The organism is Enterobacter cloacae complex sp. ECC445 (assembly GCF_021892025.1).
Lineage (GTDB): Bacteria > Pseudomonadota > Gammaproteobacteria > Enterobacterales > Enterobacteriaceae > Enterobacter > Enterobacter chengduensis.
Genome location: NZ_JAKLRZ010000001.1, coordinates 104,437 through 125,500, shown reverse-complemented (window position 1 = coordinate 125,500; position 21,064 = coordinate 104,437). Strand labels below are relative to the sequence as shown.

General features: G+C 56.9%; 22 protein-coding genes. 10 read left to right on the top strand and 12 right to left on the bottom strand.

Translation table 11 applies throughout. The features are described from left to right. The first annotated feature begins 11 nt into the window (after positions 1 to 11). Both L6R44_RS00630 and pyk read left to right on the top strand, forming a co-directional pair. Positions 12 to 881 carry a MurR/RpiR family transcriptional regulator gene (locus L6R44_RS00630; RefSeq protein WP_023312229.1) on the top strand — a complete coding sequence of 290 codons (870 nt, stop codon included), beginning with the start codon at positions 12 to 14 and terminating at the stop codon, positions 879 to 881. Positions 882 to 1,021: 140 nt separating this feature from the next. Next, positions 1,022 to 2,464: a pyruvate kinase gene (gene pyk / locus L6R44_RS00625; RefSeq protein ID WP_237422902.1), complete on the top strand. Its 1,443-nt coding sequence runs from the start codon at positions 1,022 to 1,024 to the stop codon at positions 2,462 to 2,464. A 45-nt stretch (positions 2,465 to 2,509) separates the two neighbouring features. Here the strand turns inward: pyk and lpxM are convergent, their stop codons facing one another. From lpxM to znuA, 3 genes are all read right to left on the bottom strand, one after another. Further along, entirely contained in the window at positions 2,510 to 3,481 is a 972-nt protein-coding gene (gene lpxM, locus L6R44_RS00620; protein ID WP_032641293.1) for a lauroyl-Kdo(2)-lipid IV(A) myristoyltransferase, read from the bottom strand. Between the two features lie 121 nt (positions 3,482 to 3,602). Then, a complete protein-coding gene (gene mepM, locus L6R44_RS00615) occupies positions 3,603 to 4,922 on the bottom strand; it encodes a murein DD-endopeptidase MepM (RefSeq protein WP_032641296.1) in 1,320 nt (439 codons plus the stop codon). A 15-nt stretch (positions 4,923 to 4,937) separates the two neighbouring features. After that, positions 4,938 to 5,882 (bottom strand): zinc ABC transporter substrate-binding protein ZnuA, encoded by a 945-nt coding sequence (gene znuA, locus L6R44_RS00610; protein WP_032642638.1) that lies wholly within the window; start codon positions 5,880 to 5,882, stop codon positions 4,938 to 4,940. Between the two features lie 77 nt (positions 5,883 to 5,959). Between znuA and znuC the strand changes: the two genes are divergently transcribed. Beyond that, positions 5,960 to 6,715 carry a zinc ABC transporter ATP-binding protein ZnuC gene (znuC, locus tag L6R44_RS00605; protein WP_032641298.1) on the top strand — a complete coding sequence of 252 codons (756 nt, stop codon included), beginning with the start codon at positions 5,960 to 5,962 and terminating at the stop codon, positions 6,713 to 6,715. Further along, the gene (gene znuB / locus L6R44_RS00600) at positions 6,712 to 7,500 is read left to right on the top strand and encodes a zinc ABC transporter permease subunit ZnuB (RefSeq protein ID WP_237422901.1); all 789 of its coding nucleotides are present in this window, start codon (positions 6,712 to 6,714) and stop codon (positions 7,498 to 7,500) included. The genes znuC and znuB overlap by 4 nt, the downstream gene beginning before the upstream one ends. A gap of 144 nt (positions 7,501 to 7,644) precedes the next feature. Here znuB and L6R44_RS00595 read toward each other — a convergent pair whose 3' ends face one another. From L6R44_RS00595 to aspS, 7 genes are all read right to left on the bottom strand, one after another. Further along, positions 7,645 to 8,097, bottom strand: coding sequence for a hypothetical protein (locus tag L6R44_RS00595; RefSeq protein ID WP_237422900.1), 453 nt, complete (start codon positions 8,095 to 8,097; stop codon positions 7,645 to 7,647). Positions 8,098 to 8,287: 190 nt separating this feature from the next. Next, positions 8,288 to 9,298 (bottom strand): Holliday junction branch migration DNA helicase RuvB, encoded by a 1,011-nt coding sequence (gene ruvB, locus L6R44_RS00590; RefSeq protein ID WP_032641304.1) that lies wholly within the window; start codon positions 9,296 to 9,298, stop codon positions 8,288 to 8,290. Between the two features lie 8 nt (positions 9,299 to 9,306). Continuing rightward, positions 9,307 to 9,921: a Holliday junction branch migration protein RuvA gene (ruvA, locus tag L6R44_RS00585; RefSeq protein ID WP_023617042.1), complete on the bottom strand. Its 615-nt coding sequence runs from the start codon at positions 9,919 to 9,921 to the stop codon at positions 9,307 to 9,309. An 80-nt stretch (positions 9,922 to 10,001) separates the two neighbouring features. After that, entirely contained in the window at positions 10,002 to 10,523 is a 522-nt protein-coding gene (gene ruvC / locus L6R44_RS00580) for a crossover junction endodeoxyribonuclease RuvC (protein ID WP_003859749.1), read from the bottom strand. A 34-nt stretch (positions 10,524 to 10,557) separates the two neighbouring features. Further along, complete coding sequence (locus tag L6R44_RS00575; RefSeq protein WP_008500447.1) at positions 10,558 to 11,298, bottom strand: YebC/PmpR family DNA-binding transcriptional regulator; 741 nt, start codon at positions 11,296 to 11,298, stop codon at positions 10,558 to 10,560. A gap of 27 nt (positions 11,299 to 11,325) precedes the next feature. Beyond that, positions 11,326 to 11,769, bottom strand: a complete 444-nt coding sequence (nudB, locus tag L6R44_RS00570) for a dihydroneopterin triphosphate diphosphatase (protein ID WP_008500446.1) — start codon at positions 11,767 to 11,769, stop codon at positions 11,326 to 11,328. Between the two features lies 1 nt (position 11,770). Next, complete coding sequence (gene aspS, locus L6R44_RS00565) at positions 11,771 to 13,543, bottom strand: aspartate--tRNA ligase (RefSeq protein ID WP_237422899.1); 1,773 nt, start codon at positions 13,541 to 13,543, stop codon at positions 11,771 to 11,773. A 263-nt stretch (positions 13,544 to 13,806) separates the two neighbouring features. On the opposite strand from aspS, the gene L6R44_RS00560 reads away from it, so the two are divergent. From L6R44_RS00560 to cmoB, 5 genes are read left to right on the top strand one after another with little or no spacing between them, the layout of a single operon-like run. Beyond that, the gene (locus L6R44_RS00560) at positions 13,807 to 14,373 is read left to right on the top strand and encodes a hydrolase (protein WP_237422898.1); all 567 of its coding nucleotides are present in this window, start codon (positions 13,807 to 13,809) and stop codon (positions 14,371 to 14,373) included. Further along, complete coding sequence (locus L6R44_RS00555; protein ID WP_032641312.1) at positions 14,370 to 15,188, top strand: DUF72 domain-containing protein; 819 nt, start codon at positions 14,370 to 14,372, stop codon at positions 15,186 to 15,188. Before L6R44_RS00560 ends, L6R44_RS00555 begins: the two co-directional genes overlap by 4 nt. A gap of 51 nt (positions 15,189 to 15,239) precedes the next feature. Beyond that, on the top strand, positions 15,240 to 15,635 hold the full coding sequence (locus tag L6R44_RS00550) for an MAPEG family protein (RefSeq protein ID WP_237422897.1): 396 nt from the start codon (positions 15,240 to 15,242) through the stop codon (positions 15,633 to 15,635). 40 nt (positions 15,636 to 15,675) lie between these two features. Then, positions 15,676 to 16,419: a carboxy-S-adenosyl-L-methionine synthase CmoA gene (gene cmoA / locus L6R44_RS00545; RefSeq protein ID WP_032641316.1), complete on the top strand. Its 744-nt coding sequence runs from the start codon at positions 15,676 to 15,678 to the stop codon at positions 16,417 to 16,419. After that, positions 16,416 to 17,387 carry a tRNA 5-methoxyuridine(34)/uridine 5-oxyacetic acid(34) synthase CmoB gene (gene cmoB / locus L6R44_RS00540; RefSeq protein ID WP_014884327.1) on the top strand — a complete coding sequence of 324 codons (972 nt, stop codon included), beginning with the start codon at positions 16,416 to 16,418 and terminating at the stop codon, positions 17,385 to 17,387. Before cmoA ends, cmoB begins: the two co-directional genes overlap by 4 nt. Before the next feature lie 261 nt (positions 17,388 to 17,648). Here cmoB and cutC read toward each other — a convergent pair whose 3' ends face one another. Beyond that, positions 17,649 to 18,392: a copper homeostasis protein CutC gene (gene cutC / locus L6R44_RS00535; protein ID WP_237422896.1), complete on the bottom strand. Its 744-nt coding sequence runs from the start codon at positions 18,390 to 18,392 to the stop codon at positions 17,649 to 17,651. A gap of 78 nt (positions 18,393 to 18,470) precedes the next feature. Next, a complete protein-coding gene (locus L6R44_RS00530; RefSeq protein ID WP_032641324.1) occupies positions 18,471 to 19,031 on the bottom strand; it encodes a VOC family protein in 561 nt (186 codons plus the stop codon). 239 nt (positions 19,032 to 19,270) lie between these two features. Between L6R44_RS00530 and argS the strand changes: the two genes are divergently transcribed. Further along, the gene (argS, locus tag L6R44_RS00525; RefSeq protein ID WP_237422895.1) at positions 19,271 to 21,004 is read left to right on the top strand and encodes an arginine--tRNA ligase; all 1,734 of its coding nucleotides are present in this window, start codon (positions 19,271 to 19,273) and stop codon (positions 21,002 to 21,004) included. The last annotated feature ends 60 nt before the right edge of the window (positions 21,005 to 21,064 follow it).

Genomic DNA, 21,064 nt, shown 5'->3' with positions numbered 1-21,064 from the left:
GTCCTGTTAACATGAACATGCTGGAAAAAATCCAGTTTCAACTGGAACACCTTAGCAAATCCGAGCGAAAAGTGGCCGAGGTCATTCTCGCCTCCCCCGCTCAGGCGATTCATTCAAGCATCGCCGCTCTGGCACAGGAAGCGGGTGTGAGCGAACCGACCGTCAATCGCTTTTGTCGCAGCCTGGAAACGCGCGGCTTTCCTGATTTTAAACTGCATCTGGCACAAAGTCTGGCTAACGGCACCCCTTATGTTAATCGTAATGTGGATGAAGACGACAGCGTTGATGCCTATACCGCGAAAATTTTTGAATCGGCAATGGCTTCGCTTGACCACGTCCGTCAGTCTCTGGACATGAGTTCCGTGAATCGCGCGGTGGATTTACTCACCCAGGCCAAGCGGATTGCGTTCTTTGGTCTCGGGTCGTCGGCCGCCGTGGCGCATGACGCTATGAATAAATTTTTCCGCTTTAACGTTCCGGTGATTTATTCCGATGACATTGTCCTGCAACGCATGAGCTGTATGAATTGCAGTGAAGATGACGTCGTGGTGCTGATTTCGCATACCGGCCGCACCAAGAGTCAGGTCGAGCTGGCCCAGCTAGCCCGTGAAAACGATGCCATGGTGATCGCCCTCACCACGGCAGGCACGCCGCTGGCGCGGGAGGCGACGTTGGCGATCACTCTCGACGTGCCGGAAGACACCGACATTTATATGCCGATGGTGTCCCGACTGGCGCAGCTCACCGTCATTGACGTGCTGGCGACCGGTTTTACCTTACGTCGGGGCGCAAAATTCCGGGATAACTTGAAGCGGGTCAAGGAAGCGCTGAAGGAATCGCGTTTTGATAAAGAATTGCTTATAAAGAGCGATGTTCCCTGATAGTTGATAACGAAGACGTAACCAATAATTACGATGTAACGATTTACGGCATTCGGCCCACTCTCCGCTGCCTTGCAGCAGATGAAGGCCGATTCATTGTTCACGCAACACCAAAGTTGTTTCAGTCAACGGAGTATTACATGTCCAGAAGGCTTCGCAGAACCAAGATCGTAACCACCTTAGGCCCGGCCACCGATCGCGATAACAATCTTGAGAAAATTATCGCCGCCGGCGCCAACGTGGTGCGCATGAACTTCTCTCACGGTACGCCAGAAGACCACAAATTACGTGCCGACAAAGTGCGTGAAATCGCAGCAAAACTGGGCCGCCACGTGGCTATCCTCGGCGATTTGCAGGGTCCAAAAATCCGCGTATCGACCTTTAAAGAGGGGAAAGTTTTCCTCAATATCGGCGACAAATTCCTGCTCGATGCCAACCTGGGCAAAGGCGAAGGCGATAAAGAGAAAGTCGGCATTGACTATAAAGGCCTGCCGGCCGACGTGGTGCCTGGCGATATCCTGCTGCTCGACGACGGTCGCGTGCAGCTGAAGGTGCTGGAAGTTCAGGGCATGAAAGTGTTCACCGAAGTCACCGTCGGCGGCCCGCTCTCCAACAATAAGGGCATCAACAAGCTGGGTGGCGGTCTCTCTGCCGAAGCGCTTACCGATAAAGACAAAGCGGACATCGTGACTGCCGCACAGATTGGCGTTGACTACCTGGCCGTCTCCTTCCCGCGCTGCGGCGAAGACCTGAACTATGCCCGTCGCCTGGCGCGCGATGCGGGCTGCGATACCAAAATCGTCGCCAAAGTTGAACGTGCGGAAGCCGTTTGCGATCAGGATGCCATGGACGACGTGATCCTCGCCTCTGACGTGGTGATGGTTGCGCGTGGTGACCTGGGCGTTGAGATTGGCGACCCTGAGCTGGTCGGCATCCAGAAAGCGCTGATTCGTCGCGCGCGTCAGCTGAACCGCGCGGTGATCACCGCCACTCAGATGATGGAATCGATGATCACCAACCCCATGCCAACCCGTGCAGAAGTCATGGACGTGGCGAACGCCGTGCTGGACGGTACCGATGCGGTGATGCTCTCAGCAGAAACCGCCGCGGGCCAGTATCCGGCAGAAACCGTGGCCGCGATGGCGCGCGTCTGCCTGGGCGCAGAAAAGATCCCAAGCATCAACGTCTCTAAACACCGTCTGGACATCCAGTTCGACAACGTGGAAGAAGCGATTGCGATGTCTGCGATGTACGCGGCAAACCATCTGAAAGGCGTTACCGCGATCATCACCATGACCGAATCCGGCCGCACCGCGCTGATGACCTCGCGTATCAGCTCTGGTCTGCCGATCTTTGCCATGTCCCGTCACGAACGTACCCTGAACCTGACGGCGCTGTACCGCGGCGTGACGCCGGTTCACTTCGACAGCACCAATGACGGCGTTGCCGCGGCGCACGATGCCGTAAACCTGCTGCGCGACAAAGGCTATCTGGTGTCCGGTGATATCGTCATCGTGACCCAGGGCGATGTGATGAGCACCATCGGCTCAACCAACACCACCCGCGTCATGACCGTCGAATAATAACGCTCGTGTTAAAAAGCCCTCTCCATCTGGAGAGGGCTTTTTTTATTTCCGCGGATAAAGCTCTTTGCGTTTATAGGGCTCTGTTTCACCCGGTTTGCGCGTTTTAAGCAGCTTCAGTATCCACGTGTACTGTTCAGCATGCGGCCCCACCAGAATCTCCACCTCTTCGTTCATGCGACGCGCGATGGTATTGTCATCCGCGGTGAGCAGATCGTCCATCGGCGGACGAACCTCAATACTCAGGCGATGCGTTTTGCCGTCATAGACCGGGAATAGCGGGATCACGCGGGCACGGCAGACTTTCATCAGACGGCCAATCGCGGGAAGCGTCGCTTTATAGGTCGCAAAGAAGTCGACAAACTCGCTGTGCTCGGGGCCGTGGTCCTGATCCGGCAGATAGTAGCCCCAGTACCCCTGACGAACCGACTGAATAAAGGGCTTAATGCCGTCGTTACGCGCATGCAAGCGTCCGCCAAAACGACGACGGACCGTATTCCAGACAAAATCGTAGATTTTATTTCCCTGGTTATGGAACATCGCCGCCATTTTCTGACCCTGAGACGCCATCAGCATCGCCGGAATATCCACCCCCCAGCCGTGGGGGACAAGGAAAATGACTTTCTCGTCATTGCGGCGCATCTCCTCGATAATGTCCAGCCCCTTCCAGTCAACGCGATCGACGATTTTATCCGGCCCCTTCAGCGCCAGCTCCGCCATCATCGCCATGGCCTGCGGCGCGGTGGTATACATCTCATCGATGATTGCCTCGCGCTCGGCGTCGCTTTTCTCAGGAAAACAGTAGTAGAGGTTGATCTGCGCGCGACGGCGGGCGCTTTTGCCTAAGCGTCCGGCCAGACGGCCAATTTTCCCCAGAACGGGATCGCGGACGGAAGCAGGCAGCAACGCCATCCCCGCAAAGGCATAGACACCAAGCCAGGCGCCCCAGTTTCGCGGATGGCGGAAGGATTTTTCAAACTCAGGAATGTATTCAATATTGTTTTTTTTGGTTTCCATGCTGGATCCAGGGTCTGATGACGCAAAATTTTATTCAGATAGTGTAGCGAGGCAGCCGTCCACGCACAAAAGAAAAAGCCGGCGTCAGTGTGCGCCGGCTTTGTTAACAAAAACAGAGGGCTTAGTTCAGGCTCAGCTGCGGAATCACCTCTTTCACCTGGGCCAGATAATCAGTACGATCTTTACCCGTCAGGCCTTCGGTGCGCGGCAGTTTCGCCGTCAGCGGGTTTACCGCCTGCTGGTTGATCCACACTTCATAGTGCAGGTGCGGGCCGGTAGAGCGTCCGGTATTGCCGGAGATCGCGATACGGTCGCCCCGCTTCACCTTCTGGCCCGGTTTGACCAGCAGCTTACGCAGGTGCATATAGCGGGTCGTATAGGTGCGGCCATGACGTACCGCGACATAGTATCCGGCGGCTCCGCTCCGTTTGGCCACCACCACTTCGCCATCCCCTACCGCCAGCACCGGTGTACCCTGCGGCATCGCGAAGTCAACGCCACGGTGCGGCGCGACGCGCCCGGTGACCGGGTTCAATCGACGCGGGTTAAAGTTAGAGGAGACGCGGAACTGTTTCGCCGTCGGGAAGCGCAGGAAGCCTTTCGCAAGACCCGTACCGCTGCGGTCGTAGAACTTACCGTCTTCGGCACGAATAGCGTAGTAATCTTTGCCCTCGGAGCGCAGACGCACGCCCAGCAGCTGGCTCTGCTCGCGCTTGCCGTCCAGCATTTCGCGGGACATCAGGACGGAAAACTCATCACCCTTCTTCAGCTTGCGAAAATCCATCTGCCACTGCATGGCTTTGATCACCGAGCTGATTTCACCGCTGGTCAAGCCTGCATCGCGCGCGCTGGAGACGAAGCTCGCGCCCACGGTACCTTTCAGGACGTTGTTCACCCAGTCGCCCTTCTGCATTTCGCTGGTCATCTTGAAACCGTTTGCAGTGCGATCGTAGGTGCGGGTTTCGCGGCGGGACATTTCCCAGGTCAGACGCTGGAGATCGCCATCGGCCGTTAATGTCCAGGAGAGCTGCTGTCCAATTTTCAGGTTACGAAGATCTTTATCCGCCGCCGCCAGCTGGCTGATGTTGCCCATGTCGATGCCGTACTGGTTCAGCACGCTGCTCAGCGTGTCGCCGGTAGACACCACGTATTCGTGAATACCCGCTTCGTTCTCGGTTTTATCGTCCAGTTCATCCTGCGGGATGGCTTCATCTTCCTGAGCCGCCTGGTCGATAGGCTCACTGGCTTCAGGCAGCAAAGAACGGATTTCGCTCTTTTCAAGCTCGATGGTTTTGATGATAGGGGCAGAACTCGGGTGGTAAACATAGGGCCGCCAGACGGCGACCGCTAAGGTGAGTACTGTAAGCGACCCCAGCATAACGCGGTGGGGTCGAGGCAGATTGTTAAATGCCAGGGCGACAGAGCGGGCTATCTGTTGCACGTATTCACTTCCTCGTTAATCTCCTTTCAGGCAGCTCGCATACTGGTTCGCCAGTTGGCTGAGGAACTGCGAATAGCTCGCTTTGCTCAACTGGATATTCGTACCTAGCGGGTCAAGGGTTCCCATGCGCACGGACGTTCCCCTGGCCACGGCTTCTACGACCGCTGGCCTGAACTGTGGCTCAGCAAAAACGCATGTCGCTTTTTGCTCAACCAGCTGTGTTCTGATTTCATGTAAACGCTGCGCACCAGGCTGAATTTCAGGGTTGACGGTAAAGTGCCCCAGCGGGGTCAAACCGTAGTGTTTTTCGTAGTAGCCGTAGGCGTCATGAAAAACGAAATACCCTTTTCCTTTCAACGGTGCGAGCTCATTACCTACCTGCTTATCGGTTGCGGCTAATTGTGCCTCAAAATCCTTCAGGTTGGCGTCAAGCTTGGCTCGACTTTGCGGCATAAGTTCCACTAATTTGTCATGGATTGCAACCGCTGAAAGCCGCGCTATCTCTGGGGATAACCAAAGATGCATGTTGTACTCGCCGTGATGGTGATCGCCATCACCTTTTTCACCCTCTGCGGCATGATGGTCATGTTCGTCACCGTCGTCATCCGCCCCTTTCATGAGCAGCGGTTTCACGCCGGGGAGGTCGGCAATTGCAACCTGCTTTTCGCCCGCAACCTGTTTTGCAGACTTCTGCATGAACGCTTCCATTTCTGGACCAATCCATACTACTAAGTCCGCGTTTTGTAAGCGCTTTACGTCTGACGGACGCAGGGAATAGTCATGCTCGGATGCCCCATCCGGGAGCAGAACCTGAGTTTCCGTTACCCCGTCAGCAATCGCCGACGCGATGAACCCGAGTGGTTTAAGCGAAGCGACAACCGCAGCGTTAACATCTTGTGCGGTTGTCCCCCAAAGGGCAGCGGATAATGCTGCGAAAAGAAGCGTATTTTTATGTAACATAATGCGACTAATCATCGTAGTGAATGCGTGAAATGTGATATTATAACATCCGTTGACTTCTTCAAGCTTAAAATGACATGACGACATTGGTTTCTCTCGAAAATATTTCGGTCTCATTTGGCCAGCGCCGCGTCCTCTCTGACGTGTCGCTCGATCTGAAGCCCGGCAAAATTCTGACGCTGCTCGGTCCCAATGGCGCGGGCAAATCCACCCTGGTGCGCGTGGTGCTGGGCCTGGTCGCCCCCGATCGGGGCGCGATCAGGCGCGAGGAAAAATTGCGTATCGGCTATGTGCCGCAAAAACTTCACCTCGACGCCACGCTGCCACTGACGGTCAGCCGTTTCCTGCGCCTGCGCCCCGGCACGCGGAAGGCCGATATTCTCCCGGCGCTGAAGCGCGTGCAGGCGGGCCACCTTGTTGATGCCCCGCTGCAAAAACTGTCCGGCGGTGAAACGCAGCGCGTTTTGCTTGCCCGCGCCCTGCTGAGCAGCCCGCAGCTGCTGGTGCTGGATGAGCCGACTCAGGGTGTGGATGTGAATGGTCAGGTTGCGCTTTATGACCTGATCGACCAGCTGCGTCGCGAGCTTGATTGCGCAGTGCTGATGGTGTCTCACGATCTGCACCTGGTGATGGCCAAAACCGACGAAGTGCTGTGCCTCAACCACCATATCTGCTGCTCCGGCACGCCAGAAGTGGTATCAATGCACCCGGAATTTATCTCCATGTTCGGCCCTCGCGGCGCTGAGCAGCTCGGCATTTACCGCCACCATCATAATCATCGCCATGATTTGCAGGGACGAATCGTACTGCGTCGGGGAAACGGACACTCATGATTGAACTGTTACTGCCCGGCTGGCTGGCCGGGATTATGCTTGCCTGCGCCGCGGGCCCGCTCGGCTCGTTTGTGGTATGGCGCAGAATGTCTTACTTCGGCGATACCCTGGCGCACGCGTCGCTGCTGGGCGTGGCGTTTGGCCTGCTGCTGGATGTGAACCCTTTTTACGCGGTGATTGTGGTCACGCTGCTGCTGGCGGCCGGTCTGGTCTGGCTGGAAAAGCGCCCTCACCTCGCCATTGATACGCTGCTTGGCATTATGGCGCACAGTGCCCTGTCGCTGGGCCTTGTTGTGGTCAGTCTGATGTCGAACATCCGCGTGGATCTGATGGCCTACCTCTTCGGTGACCTGCTGGCCGTGACGCCGGACGATTTAATTTCCATCGCCATTGGCGTACTGGTGGTACTCGGTATTCTGCTCTGGCAGTGGCGTAACCTGCTGGCGATGACCGTCAGCCCCGACCTGGCGTTTGTCGACGGCGTGAAGCTGCAGCGGGTTAAGCTGCTGCTGATGCTGGTGACGGCGTTAACCATTGGTGTCGCGATGAAGTTCGTCGGGGCGCTGATTATTACTTCGCTGCTGATCATCCCCGCCGCCACGGCGCGTCGTTTTGCCCGCACGCCGGAGCAGATGGCCGGTGTGGCTGTGATTATCGGGATGATTGCGGTAACGGGTGGGTTAACCTTCTCGGCGTTCTACGACACGCCTGCCGGGCCGTCAGTGGTGCTCAGTGCGGCGGTGCTGTTTATTTTCAGCATGATGAAAAAACAACCGAATGCCTGAATCAGAGATGACCACCGCTATAGAGGGTGGTGCATCGCTTCATGTGCTGCGATCGGCGCATGCCGGGACTTACGCCCGCAGGAGTGTGTCCAGGCTGGGCGCTTAAGCAAATAAGCACCGAAGAAACTATCGGTGCTTATTTTATTAATTGGTACACGTTGCTAAATGCAGTTTGGCACCAGGGACGTTTATACCGCCTTCAATATCAAGACACTTGAGAACACCATCTGCGTCGACTTTTTTCAGCTGTCCGTTAACATGGTCCCAATGACTCGCAATGGGATCATATTCGCGTATATAAATTTTACCGCTTAATGGTGCGTAAGCATAATCTGGATATGCCTCCAGCATCAGTGCCCCATTCATGGCGAAATTGGGCTCACGCATATTCTGCGTATCTGGCTTAGAACCGCATACTTCCATCGTCGCCTGCTCGAAAGCGACGCCAGTCATACATAATTTCCGTCCATTACTGGTATTTTCAAGCTTTTGATCTACCATGTGCCATATCTGAGTTGGGGAAATAGCGGCATTCGCTACGCCAGATATTGCTGCCATAGTCAGAGCGGCTATAGAGATAACCTTCATTAATTTCATTTTGTCATTCCTGATGAGGTGATGAATATATAGCATGGGTGTCGCTATAAATTCATCGTAGAAGAAATGAGCAAATTATCTCAAATGAAATGAAGGATAATTATATCCAAAATAATAGGGATGATAATTCGGATGCGGTGAATAATCGGTCAGCGTCGCAGGCGGAATTTAACATCCCGCCTGCCCATCATTACGGCATTGCCGGTGGCGTAATGCCGAAATGATTCCACGCCCGCACCGTTGCCATACGGCCACGTGGGGTACGCTGCAGGAAGCCCTGTTGGATCAGATACGGCTCCAGCACGTCCTCAATCGTCTCACGCTCTTCCCCAATTGCCGCCGCCAGGTTATCCAGCCCGACCGGGCCACCAAAGAACTTGTCCAGCACCGCTAACAGCAGCTTGCGGTCCATATAGTCAAAGCCTTCGGCATCGACGTTAAGCATATCCAGCGCCTGGGCGGCGATGTCGGCGGAAATCGAACCGTTGTGCTTCACCTCAGCAAAGTCGCGCACGCGGCGCAGCAGGCGGTTGGCGATACGCGGCGTACCGCGGGAACGCTTCGCCACTTCAAACGCGCCCTCTTCGCTCATTTCCAGCCCCATATAGCGGGCGCTGCGGCCAACGATGTGCTGGAGGTCCGCCACCTGGTAAAACTCGAGGCGCTGCACGATACCGAAACGGTCGCGCAGCGGAGAGGTCAGCGATCCGGCTCGCGTCGTTGCGCCAATCAGGGTAAACGGTGGCAGATCGATTTTGATGGAACGCGCGGCCGGCCCTTCACCGATCATGATATCCAGCTGGTAATCTTCCATCGCCGGATAAAGCACTTCCTCCACCACCGGTGACAGGCGGTGGATCTCATCGATAAACAGCACGTCGTGGGGTTCGAGGTTGGTCAGCATCGCCGCCAAATCGCCCGCCTTCTCCAGCACCGGACCGGAGGTCGTGCGCAGGTTCACGCCCATTTCATTGGCCACGATATTTGCCAGGGTGGTTTTGCCTAAGCCCGGCGGGCCAAAAATCAGCAGGTGATCGAGCGCATCGCCGCGCAGCTTTGCCGCCTGGATGAAAATCTCCATCTGGGAACGAACCTGCGGCTGGCCGATATACTCATCAAGCAGCTTTGGGCGAATCGCGCGATCCACCACGTCCTCTGCCTGAACAGTGCCTGCCGAAACCAGGCGGTCTGCTTCAATCATCCTTTACCTCACAATGCAGCGCGCAGCGCTTCACGAATCAGGGTTTCACTGCTGGCGTCCGGTTTGGCAATTTTGCTCACCATACGGCTGGCCTCCTGAGGTTTATAGCCCAGCGCCACCAGCGCGGCAACCGCTTCCTGCTCGGCGTCGTCATCCGTTGCAGGCGCGCCTGGCGAGGTCAGCACCAGATCGGCCGCCGGGGTGAACAGGTCCCCATGCAGACCTTTAAAGCGGTCCTTCATCTCGACAATCAGGCGTTCTGCCGTTTTCTTGCCGATGCCCGGAAGCTTAATCAGCGCCGCAGGATCTTCACGCTCAACGGCATTCACGAACTGAGGCGCGGACATGCCGGATAGAATCGCCAGCGCCAGCTTCGGCCCCACGCCGTTGGTTTTAATCAGCTCGCGGAACAGGGTGCGTTCCTGCTTGTTATTGAAGCCGTACAGCAGCTGAGCATCTTCGCGCACCACAAACTGGGTAAAGACAATCGCCTCTTTGCCCGCGTCCGGCAGCTCGTAGAAACAGGTCATCGGCATATGGACTTCATAGCCCACGCCACCCACTTCCAGCAGCACTAACGGGGGTTGTTTTTCAATGATGATGCCTCTGAGTCTGCCTATCACGTGACGCTCCTGCGTTCTGGAAATGTTTTGACTTCGACATAATAAAAAAAGGCTGGATGTTTATCCAGCCTGATTTCTGATTATCGTAACCTGCCTCGCGCCAGATTGAGCCGCGACTCGCTCATTTGCATCGCGTTCTGGCTGACGTGACAGTGGGTAATCGCAATCGCCAGCGCGTCGGCGGCGTCCGCCTGCGGGTTCGCGGGCAGCTTCAGCAAGGTGCGCACCATATGCTGCACCTGGCTTTTTTCCGCGCTACCAATGCCCACCACCGTTTGCTTGACCTGCCTTGCCGCGTATTCAAATACCGGCAAATCCTGGTTCACCGCAGCGACGATGGCAACGCCGCGCGCCTGACCGAGCTTTAGCGCCGAATCGGCGTTTTTCGCCATAAAGACCTGCTCGATGGCGAAATAGTCCGGCTGAAACTGGGTGATGATTTCCGACACGCCCGCATAGATGAGCTTCAGGCGCGACGGCAGATCGTCCACTTTCGTGCGAATACAGCCGCTGCCCAGGTAGGTTAACTGGCGTCCCACCTGACGGATAACGCCATAACCGGTGACGCGTGAGCCTGGGTCAATCCCGAGAATAATCGACATCACGCGTCTCCTGTAACGGATTTACACGCTCTCATCAGAGAGTCGCTGCAACCTCATCAGAGATTTCACCGTTGTGGTACACTTCCTGCACGTCGTCGCAGTCTTCGAGCATGTCGATCAGACGCAGCAGTTTTGGTGCGGTTTCCGCATCCATGTCCGCTTTGGTGGACGGGATCATAGACACTTCAGCGTTGTCCGCTTTCAGGCCAGCCGCTTCCAGCGCATCGCGCACGGCACCCATCTCTTCCCACGCGGTGTAGACGTCGATTGCACCGTCGTCGAAGGTCACGACGTCTTCAGCACCGGCTTCCAGCGCGGCTTCCATGATCGCATCTTCGTCGCCTTTCTCGAAGGAGATAACGCCTTTTTTGCTGAACAGGTAAGCCACGGAACCGTCTGTACCCAGGTTGCCGCCGGTTTTGGTGAATGCGTGACGCACTTCGGCAACGGTACGGTTACGGTTGTCGGACAGACACTCCACCATCACCGCCGTACCGCCAGGGCCGTAACCTTCATAAATGATGGTTTCCATGTTCGCGTCTTCATCACCGCCCACGCCACGTGCGATGGCGCGGTTCAGGGTGTCACGCGTCATGTTGTTAGACAGCGCTTTATCCACCGCCGCGCGCAGACGCGGGTTAGAGGCAGGATCGCCGCCGCCCAGACGTGCCGCTGTTACCAGCTCACGAATGATTTTAGTAAAGATCTTACCGCGTTTGGCATCCTGTGCCGCTTTACGGTGTTTGGTGTTGGCCCACTTACTATGACCTGCCATAAAAAGTTCTCCAAAAATCGCGCCTTCTCAGGCAGCGTTAATTACAAATTCTTCAATCGCCTGCCGGTTGCTCCACGACTTGGTCAGTGCGGCGGCGTCCGCCGCATTCACCCAGCGGTAGGTCAGGTGTTCGGTAAACACGATCTCCCGTTCATGGGGGAGCGCGAGACAGAACCACGACTCCGTATTGCGCTCGGTACCCGGCGCGTAGCGATGACGTAAATGGCTAAAAATTTCAAACTCCACCGTGCGCTGACAGTCCTTCAGGGTCAGTTGCTCGCGGGCAACGTCAATGGCGACCTCTTCCTTTACTTCACGCGCGGCGGCCTGAGGCGCGGTCTCCCCCTCTTCCAGACTGCCGGTAACCGACTGCCAGAATTCAGGGTCATCGCGCCGCTGCAACATCAGCACCCGCTTCGTGTCTTCTGCATAAATGACCACCAGGACCGAAACGGGGAGCTTATATGTCATATCAGTTTTTCTCTTCCTTCTTCACCACTTCGATGCCCAGCTCGGCCAGCGCGGCCGGGTTGGCAAAGCTTGGCGCTTCGGTCATCAGACACGCTGCGGCAGTGGTTTTCGGGAAGGCGATAACGTCACGGATGTTATCGGTGCCGGTCAGCAGCATGGTCAGACGGTCAAGACCGAACGCCAGACCCGCGTGCGGCGGCGTACCGTATTTCAGGGCGTCCAGCAGGAAGCCGAACTTCTCGCGCTGCTCCTGCTCGTTGATGCCCAGGATGCCGAACACGGTCTGCTGCATTTCACCGCTGTGAATACGCACGGAACCGCCGCCCACTTCGTAGCCGTTGATCACCATGTCGTAAGCATTCGCAACCGCATCTTCCGGAGACGCTTTCAGCTCTGCCGCCGTCATCTCTTTTGGCGAGGTGAACGGGTGGTGCATCGCGGTCAGGCCGCCTTCGCCGTCGTCTTCAAACATCGGGAAGTCGATAACCCACAGCGGCGCCCATTTGGTTTCGTCGGTCAGGCTCAGGTCTTTGCCCAGCTTCAGACGCAGCGCGCCCATCGCGTCGGCAATGACCTTCTTGTTGTCTGCGCCGAAGAAGATCATGTCGCCGTCCTGTGCGCCGGTGCGCTCAAGGATGGCTTCCACGATCTCTGCGTTCAGGAATTTCGCAACCGGGCTGGTAATGCCTTCCAGACCTTTCGCGCGTTCGGTCACTTTAATATAGGCCAGACCTTTCGCGCCGTAGATCTTGATGAAGTTGCCGTAGTCGTCGATCTGCTTGCGGCTCAGGGCTGCACCGCCCGGCACGCGCAGGGCCGCCACGCGGCCTTTCGGATCGTTAGCCGGGCCCGCGAATACGGCAAACTCAACGGCTTTCACCAGGTCTGCCACGTCCACCAGCTCCATCGGGTTGCGCAGGTCTGGCTTGTCGGAGCCGTAGCGGCGTTCCGCTTCAGCGAAGGTCATGATCGGGAAATCGCCCAGCTCAACGCCTTTCACGTCGTTCCACAGGCTGCGCACCAGCGCTTCCATCACCTCACGCACCTGCTCGGCGGTCATGAAGGAGGTTTCCACATCGATCTGGGTAAATTCTGGCTGACGGTCAGCGCGCAGGTCTTCGTCGCGGAAGCACTTAACGATTTGATAGTAGCGATCGAAGCCGGACATCATCAGCAGCTGTTTGAACAGCTGTGGAGACTGCGGCAGCGCGTAGAATTTGCCTTTATGGACGCGGGATGGGACCAGGTAATCGCGCGCGCCTTCCGGCGTGGCTTTGGTCAGCATCGGGGTTTCGATGTCGAGGAAACCGTGGTCATCCATAAAGCGACGCACCAGGCTGGTGATTTTCGCACGGGTTTTCAGGCGCTGAGCCATTTCCGGGCGACGCAGATCCAGGTAGCGGTATTTCAGACGCGCTTCTTCGGTGTTGACGTGGTTGGAGTCCAGCGGCAGCGCTTCTGCACGGTTGATGATAACCAGGTCAGACGCCAGCACTTCAATGGCGCCCGTCGCCATGTCGGCATTAACGTTTTTCTCGTCACGCGCGCGCACGGTGCCGGTGACCTGGATGCAGAACTCATTACGCAGCTCAGAGGCCAGCTTCAACGCATCTGCGCGATCCGGGTCGAAGAACACCTGAACGATACCTTCGCGGTCGCGCATATCGATGAAGATAAGGCTACCAAGATCACGACGACGATTGACCCAACCACACAGGGTCACCTGCTGTCCGACGTGGGACTGACGCAGCTGCCCGCAATATTCTGTACGCATGAGATATCCCTTAATTAGCCGCAGGCTGAATGTCGCCTGGTATGCAGGCTACTATGTCGCAGCTTTCTGTATGTCACAACTGGATGAAAAAAGGCGGCTATTATACTGGAAATTCCGCCGGACGATAAGAGTGAAGCGCGCTCTGACGCTCGTTTGCTGCACGCTTATTGCGTATTCTCACAAAAATTAACAAAATTATCCGATCAACAACAGGCCATCACGTCGTATGGTGTCCGGAAGTGATTCATTTAACGGGAGTAACGATGTTAACACTTGATGCCAGTAAAACCGCGCTTGTCGTCATTGATTTACAGGAAGGCATTCTGCCCTTCGCGGGTGGCCCGCACGCCGCGGATGACGTGGTTAGCCGCGCCGCTCGCCTGGCGCAAGCATGTCGCGCCAGCGGTGCGCCGGTTGTCATGGTGCGCGTCGGCTGGTCTGCCGATTTCGCCGAAGCGTTAAAGCAGCCCGTTGATGCCCAGGCGCCTGCTCATGCCCTGCCGGAAAACTGGTGGACGTACCCGGCCGCGCTGGGTAAACGCGACATCGACATCGAAGTGACGAAACGCCAGTGGGGCGCCTTCTACGGAACCGATCTGGAATTACAGCTCCGCCGTCGCGGTATCGACACGATTATCCTGTGCGGCATTTCCACCAACATCGGCGTGGAGTCTACCGCCCGCAACGCGTGGGAGCTGGGCTTTAATCTGGTGATTGCCGAAGATGCCTGCAGCGCGGCCTCCGCGGAACAGCACCAGGGCAGCATGACCCATATCTTCCCGCGCATCGGTCGCGTGCGCAGCACGGACGAGATCCTCAGCGCGCTATGATGTATGTGGGGTTACCCCAGTGGTCGCACCCGAAATGGGTGCGCCTGGGCATCACCAGCCTTGAGGAGTATGCCCGACACTTCAACTGCGTCGAGGGCAACACCACCCTTTACGCGCTGCCCAAAGCCGAGATTGTCGAGCGCTGGCGGGCGCAAACGACGGACGATTTCCGCTTCTGTTTTAAGTTTCCGGCGACTATCTCCCACAACGCCGCGCTGCGCAACTGCGGAGATTTAACCGAAGAGTTCTTTACGCGCATGTCGCCGCTGGCGAACCGTATTGGGCAATACTGGCTCCAGCTTCCCGCCACGTTTGGCCCACGCGATCTGCCTGCCCTGTGGCAGTTTCTTGATGCCCTGCCCCGCGAGTTTACCTACGGCGTGGAGGTCAGGCATGCTGAATTTTTTGCCAAAGGTGAAGCAGAAATAGCGCTCAACCGCGGCCTGCTGGAACGTGCGGTCAACCGCGTCATTCTCGACAGTCGCCCCGTCCACGGTGCAATCCCGCACAGTGAAGCGATTGTGGATGCGCAACGCAAAAAACCGAAAGTGCCGGTCCACGCCATCGTCACCGCGCAAAATCCGATGGTCAGGTTTATCGGCAGCGACAACATGCAGCAAAATCAGGCGATGTTCGCCGTCTGGCTGCAAAAATTAGCGAAGTGGGAGCACACCACTACGCCCTATCTCTTTTTGCACACGCCGGATATCGCCCAGGCACCCGAACTGGTCGATGCTCTGTGGCAGGCCTTGCAGGCCGCGGTGCCGTCCGTGGGCAGCGCCCCCTCCATCCCACAACAATCTTCTCTTTTCTGATATCACCCCCTATCATAGTGAAGTGCCATCTGCCAAAAACAGGGAGTTAGTATGGTCAGCGCGCTGTATGCGGTGTTAGGTGCATTACTGCTGATTAAGTTTTCATTTGATGTTGTGCGCCTCAGAACGCTGTACCGCGTCTCTTACGGTGACGGCGGATTTTCAGAGCTGCAAAGCGCTATCCGCATTCACGGCAACGCGGTCGAATACATCCCCGCGGCCTTAATTCTGCTGCTTTTTATGGAGATGAATGGCGCAGAAACCTGGATGGTTCACGTTTGTGGCCTGCTTCTTATTGCTGGCCGACTGATGCATTATTACGGTTTTCACCACCGCTTAATCCGCTGGCGTCGTTCCGGCATGAGCGCGACCTGGTGTTCGCTTTTGCTGATGGTGCTGGCCAACCTGTGGTATATGCCGTGGGAGTTGGTTTTCTCCCTCCATTAGCGCACAATACGCCACTTTATTTTTCCCGGATTTTTACGTTATGTCAGATCGCGACACGCTTTTTTCCGCGCCTATCGCCAGCCTGGGCGACTGGACCTTCGATGAACGGGTAGCCGAAGTCTTCCCGGATATGATCCAGCGCTCTGTTCCCGGTTACTCTAATATTATCTCTATGATCGGCATGCTGGCTGAGCGCTTCGTTCAACCCGGCACGCAGGTCTATGACCTGGGCTGCTCGCTCGGCGCGGCAACGCTGTCGGTTCGTCGTAACGTTCACCACGAAGGCTGCCGAATCATTGCCGTCGATAACTCCCCGGCCATGGTTGAACGCTGCCGTCGCCATATTGACGCCTATAAAGCCCCTGTTCCGGTGGACGTGGTGGAAGGTGATATCCGCGAGATCGAAATCCACAACGCCTCAATGGTAGTGCTGAATTTCACCCTGCAGTTCCTGGTGCCGGAAGACCGCCAGCTGCTGCTGGACAAAATTTATCAGGGGCTGAATCCCGGCGGCGCGCTGGTGCTTTCAGAGAAATTCAGCTTCGAAGATGCCGAGGTTGGCGAACTGCTGTTCAATATGCACCACGACTTCAAGCGGGCGAACGGCTACAGCGAGCTGGAGATCAGCCAGAAGCGCAGCATGCTCGAAAACGTGATGCTGACGGATTCCGTCGAAACCCACAAGGCGCGCCTGAGCAAAGCCGGGTTTGAGCACAGCGAGCTGTGGTTCCAGTGCTTTAACTTTGGCTCTCTGGTGGCGCTGAAGGCGGGGGAACCGGCATGATCGAATTCAGCAACTTCTATCAGCTGATTGCCAAAAACCACCTCTCCCACTGGCTGGAAACCCTGCCCGCGCAGATTGCCGCCTGGCAGCGCGATCAGCAGCACGGCCTGTTAAAGCAGTGGTCAAATGCGGTGGAGTATCTGCCGGAGTTGACCCCGCATCGTCTGGATCTTCTGCACAGCGTCACCGCCGAGAGTGAAGCACCGCTCCCGGCAGGGCAGATTAACCGCATCGAAACGCTGATGCGCAACCTGATGCCGTGGCGCAAAGGGCCGTTCTCGCTCTACGGGGTGAATATCAACACCGAATGGCGCTCGGACTGGAAATGGGATCGCGTTCTGCCTCATCTGTCCGATTTGACCGGTCGCACCATTCTGGACGTGGGCTGCGGCAGCGGTTACCACATGTGGCGCATGATTGGCGCGGGCGCGCATCTGGCGGTGGGTATCGACCCGATGCAGCTGTTCCTGTGCCAGTTTGAAGCGGTGCGTAAGCTGCTGGGTAACGACCAGCGCGCGCACCTGCTCCCGCTGGGCATTGAACAGCTCCCGGCTCTGAAAGCGTTTGATACCGTCTTCTCCATGGGCGTGCTGTATCATCGTCGCTCCCCGCTTGAGCATCTGTGGCAACTGAAGGATCAGCTGGTCAGCGGCGGCGAGCTGGTGCTGGAAACGCTGGTGATTGAGGGCGATGAACACGCCGTACTGGTGCCGGGCGATCGCTACGCGCAGATGCGTAACGTTTACTTCATCCCTTCCGCGCTGGCATTGAAGAACTGGCTGGAGAAGTGCGGCTTTGTGGACGTGCGGATTGCCGACGTCAGCGTGACGTCACTCGAGGAGCAGCGCCGCACCGACTGGATGATCACCGAATCGCTGGAGCAGTTCCTCGACCCGGCGGACCACAGCAAAACCATCGAAGGCTATCCGGCCCCGATGCGTGCGGTGTTGATTGCGACCAAGCCGTAGCCTTTTGCCGGGTGGCGGCTACGCCTTACCCGGCCTACTCTCAACTCGTTTTCTCCAAAATAGTTCAAGTTGCAGCAAGGCGGCAACGCAGCGAATCCCCGGGAGCTTACATCAGTAAGTGACCGGGGTGAGCGAGGCGGCCAACGCGGCTGCGGCTTGAAATATGAAGGAGAAAAAAAGGCCCCTGTGTAATTTGCAGGGGCCTGGTACAAGCAAGCATCATATTGGGCGACATGATGCGCGGTAAAAATCGGTACGTTGCTACACGTGATAGCGCTCAATCAGCGACTTCATTTCCGCAACCGACTCTCCCTCTACGCCGTAGCATGAATACTCATCCGCTTCAGCATCCGTCGACATTGACAACCCTGTATTGCGATAACGCATAAGTGAAGGTATCCATTTACCCGCGGAGCTGTGCAGCTCCTCTACCCCTGCGTTTAAAAACCGTTCCAGATTGCTGGCGCGGACTCCCGCACCCGCCATTATTATTGGAACACCGGAATGTGCTTTTAGTTCCGTAATTAATTGCAGTCCTTTTTCAGCGGACGCCTGTTGACCCGATGTCAGAACGCGCGCTACGCCAAGTTCTCCAAGCGTATCAAAGGCCTGAAGCGGATCTTTACACATATCAAATGCGCGATGAAAAGTGACGGCCAGCCCCTGCGCGGCACTCATAATCTGACGCATGCGCGGTATATCGATATTGCCGTCTTCATTCAGCAGGCCGGTCACCAGGCCCGGGAACCCCAGATCCCGAACGAGCGCGATATCATCAAGCATGGCACCAAACTCGCCCGCCGTGTAACAAAAATCACCGCCGCGCGGGCGAATAATCGGGTGAACGGGGATCGTGACGGCCTGACGGGCGGCCCTCAGCACGCCGTAAGAAGGCGTCAGCCCGCCCTCTTTGGGTGCCGCGCACAGTTCTATACGGTCAGCCCCGCGTTCTTGCGCGGTCACGGCACACTCCACGCTGTAACAACAAATCTCCAGCAGCGCCATTTAATCCTCCTGAAATCCCACTAAACGCACCATCATGACACGCGGTCCGCTTTCATTCCCCGCGCGAACTCACATCTCTTACGCTTCACTGGCAACGATCTGCTCAATGGTCCACGGATGAAACTTCACCGTGACCTGCCCGTCCGTGACGGCCAGCGTCGGGTTAGGTAACCGCTCGCGCTCGCCTTTGGGAGAGCTGGTCTTCACGAAAATCCCCGGCTTGCTTAAGCCGTCGTCAGACAGCAGGGCCAGCGCGCGCGCGTTCAGCGTCTCCGGCTCACCCGGCAGGACAATTTCGATATGTTCCCAGCCTTCGTGCGGATAGCGCTTTTCGCCCGGCCACGGCAGTTCCACCACGGTGAATTGCCAGTGGGCTACGTTCACCGGCTCGCGCAGTTTAAACAGGCAGATGGGGCGACCATTAATCATGTTCTCGGACAGCAACTCGCCGCACTGCTCGAACCCGCGACGCCAGCGCTCGGCGGTGGCATTCTGATGACAGCGCAAAGAGATGTGATCGGCCTCAAGCGGTGCGATATCCAGACCCAGACGGGTGGCAAGTTCTGTGAACGCCTGGGTGAAGCGCGGTAAATCTGCGGAAATATCATGCAGTTCGTCAATGGATTGCCAGTTCGCCATAATTCACTCTCTTTTCGTGTCGCAAAGCCGCTAATTTACTCTGTTGACCTGTTTTGACCAACCGCTGAATCCGGCTTTTTGCGACTGCATGATTATGCACACCTTCACCGCCTGGATTCTGAGCAATCTTCAGGCCCCGCGATGCTGACGCCAGAAGGCATTTGCAGTATACTCCCGCCCTAAATTCTCTAACTGGCGCGGGTGGTTGTGAGCCCGCATCAAAAAAGTAAGGTATCCAGGTGAATATTCAGGCTCTTCTCTCCGAAAAAGTCAGTCAGGCACTGATTGCCGCAGGTGCGCCTGCGGATTGCGAACCGCAGGTTCGTCAGTCAGCAAAAGTACAGTTTGGCGACTATCAGGCTAATGGCGTGATGGCAGTGGCTAAAAAACTGGGCATGCCGCCGCGACAGCTCGCTGAGCAGGTACTGACGCATCTGGATCTTTCCGGCATTGCCAGCAAAACCGAAATCGCCGGTCCGGGCTTTATCAACATTTTCCTTGAGCCTGCATTCCTGGCAAGCCACGTTGACGCGGCGCTGAAGTCTGACCGTCTGGGCGTTTCCCAGCCGGAAGCACAGACCGTGGTGATCGACTACTCTGCGCCGAACGTGGCGAAAGAGATGCACGTTGGCCACCTGCGCTCCACCATCATCGGTGACGCCGCGGTGCGCACGCTCGAGTTCCTCGGTCACAAGGTGATCCGCGCGAACCACGTGGGCGACTGGGGTACCCAGTTCGGCATGCTGATTGCTTACCTGGAAAAACAGCAGCAGGAAAACGCGGGCGAAATGGCGCTGGCGGACCTGGAAGGGTTCTATCGCGAAGCCAAAAAACACTACGACGAAGACGAAGCCTTCGCCGAGCGCGCGCGCAGCTACGTGGTAAAACTGCAGGGCGGCGACCAATACTTCCTCGAGATGTGGCGCAAGCTGGTCGACATCACCATGTCTCAGAACCAGCTCACCTATAACCGCCTCAACGTCACCCTGACCCGTGACGACGTGATGGGTGAAAGCCTGTACAACCCAATGCTGCCGGGCATTGTGGCGGACCTGAAAGCGAAAAACCTGGCGGTTGAGAGCGAAGGCGCAACGGTTGTGTTCCTTGATGAGTACAAAAACAAGGAAGGTGAACCGATGGGCGTGATCGTCCAGAAAAAGGATGGCGGCTACCTCTACACCACCACCGATATCGCCTGTGCGAAATACCGTTACGAGACGCTGCATGCCGACCGCGTGCTGTACTACATCGACTCCCGTCAGCACCAGCACCTGATGCAGGCGTGGACCATCGTGCGTAAAGCGGGCTACGTGCCGGACAGCGTTCCGCTGGAACACCACATGTTCGGCATGATGCTGGGTAAAGACGGCAAGCCGTTCAAAACCCGCGCGGGCGGGACCGTGAAGCTTTCCGATCTGCTGGACGAAGCGCTGGAACGCGCCCGTCGTCTGGTGGCCGAGAAGAACCCGGACATGCCTGCCGACGAGCTGGAAAAGCTGGCCAACGCCGTGGGTATCGGTGCGGTGAAATACGCGGATCTCTCCAAGAACCGCACCACCGACTATATCTTCGACTGGGACAACATGCTGGCGTTTGAAGGCAACACGGCACCGTACATGCAGTACGCCTACACCCGCGTGCTCTCGGTATTCCGTAAAGCCAATATCGATGAAAGCGTGCTGGCGAATGCCACCGTGACCATCACGGAAGATCGTGAAGCGCAGCTGGCTGCCCGTCTGCTGCAGTTCGAAGAGACGCTGACGGTGGTTGCGCGTGACGGCACGCCGCACGTAATGTGTGCATACCTGTACGATCTGGCAGGTCTGTTCTCCGGCTTCTACGAGCACTGCCCTATTCTCTCTGCGGAGAATGAATCGGTCCGTCACAGCCGCCTGAAGCTGGCGCAGCTGACGGCGAAGACCCTGAAGCTGGGTCTGGATACCCTGGGTATCGAAACCGTAGAACGTATGTAATACAAAAAACCCGGCAAACGCCGGGTTTTATTTTGTAGCCCCGGTAAGCGCAGCGCCGCC

Coding starts and splice junctions, on each gene's coding strand:
- L6R44_RS00630 (WP_023312229.1), top strand. CDS start 12: ATGAACATGCTGGAAAAAATCCAGTTTCAACTGGAACACCTTAGCAAA.
- pyk (WP_237422902.1), top strand. CDS start 1,022: ATGTCCAGAAGGCTTCGCAGAACCAAGATCGTAACCACCTTAGGCCCG.
- lpxM (WP_032641293.1), bottom strand. CDS start 3,481: ATGGAAACCAAAAAAAACAATATTGAATACATTCCTGAGTTTGAAAAA.
- znuA (WP_032642638.1), bottom strand. CDS start 5,882: ATGTTACATAAAAATACGCTTCTTTTCGCAGCATTATCCGCTGCCCTT.
- znuC (WP_032641298.1), top strand. CDS start 5,960: ATGACGACATTGGTTTCTCTCGAAAATATTTCGGTCTCATTTGGCCAG.
- znuB (WP_237422901.1), top strand. CDS start 6,712: ATGATTGAACTGTTACTGCCCGGCTGGCTGGCCGGGATTATGCTTGCC.
- L6R44_RS00595 (WP_237422900.1), bottom strand. CDS start 8,097: ATGAAATTAATGAAGGTTATCTCTATAGCCGCTCTGACTATGGCAGCA.
- ruvB (WP_032641304.1), bottom strand. CDS start 9,298: ATGATTGAAGCAGACCGCCTGGTTTCGGCAGGCACTGTTCAGGCAGAG.
- ruvC (WP_003859749.1), bottom strand. CDS start 10,523: ATGTCGATTATTCTCGGGATTGACCCAGGCTCACGCGTCACCGGTTAT.
- L6R44_RS00575 (WP_008500447.1), bottom strand. CDS start 11,298: ATGGCAGGTCATAGTAAGTGGGCCAACACCAAACACCGTAAAGCGGCA.
- nudB (WP_008500446.1), bottom strand. CDS start 11,769: ATGACATATAAGCTCCCCGTTTCGGTCCTGGTGGTCATTTATGCAGAA.
- aspS (WP_237422899.1), bottom strand. CDS start 13,543: ATGCGTACAGAATATTGCGGGCAGCTGCGTCAGTCCCACGTCGGACAG.
- L6R44_RS00560 (WP_237422898.1), top strand. CDS start 13,807: ATGTTAACACTTGATGCCAGTAAAACCGCGCTTGTCGTCATTGATTTA.
- L6R44_RS00555 (WP_032641312.1), top strand. CDS start 14,370: ATGATGTATGTGGGGTTACCCCAGTGGTCGCACCCGAAATGGGTGCGC.
- L6R44_RS00550 (WP_237422897.1), top strand. CDS start 15,240: ATGGTCAGCGCGCTGTATGCGGTGTTAGGTGCATTACTGCTGATTAAG.
- cmoA (WP_032641316.1), top strand. CDS start 15,676: ATGTCAGATCGCGACACGCTTTTTTCCGCGCCTATCGCCAGCCTGGGC.
- cmoB (WP_014884327.1), top strand. CDS start 16,416: ATGATCGAATTCAGCAACTTCTATCAGCTGATTGCCAAAAACCACCTC.
- cutC (WP_237422896.1), bottom strand. CDS start 18,392: ATGGCGCTGCTGGAGATTTGTTGTTACAGCGTGGAGTGTGCCGTGACC.
- L6R44_RS00530 (WP_032641324.1), bottom strand. CDS start 19,031: ATGGCGAACTGGCAATCCATTGACGAACTGCATGATATTTCCGCAGAT.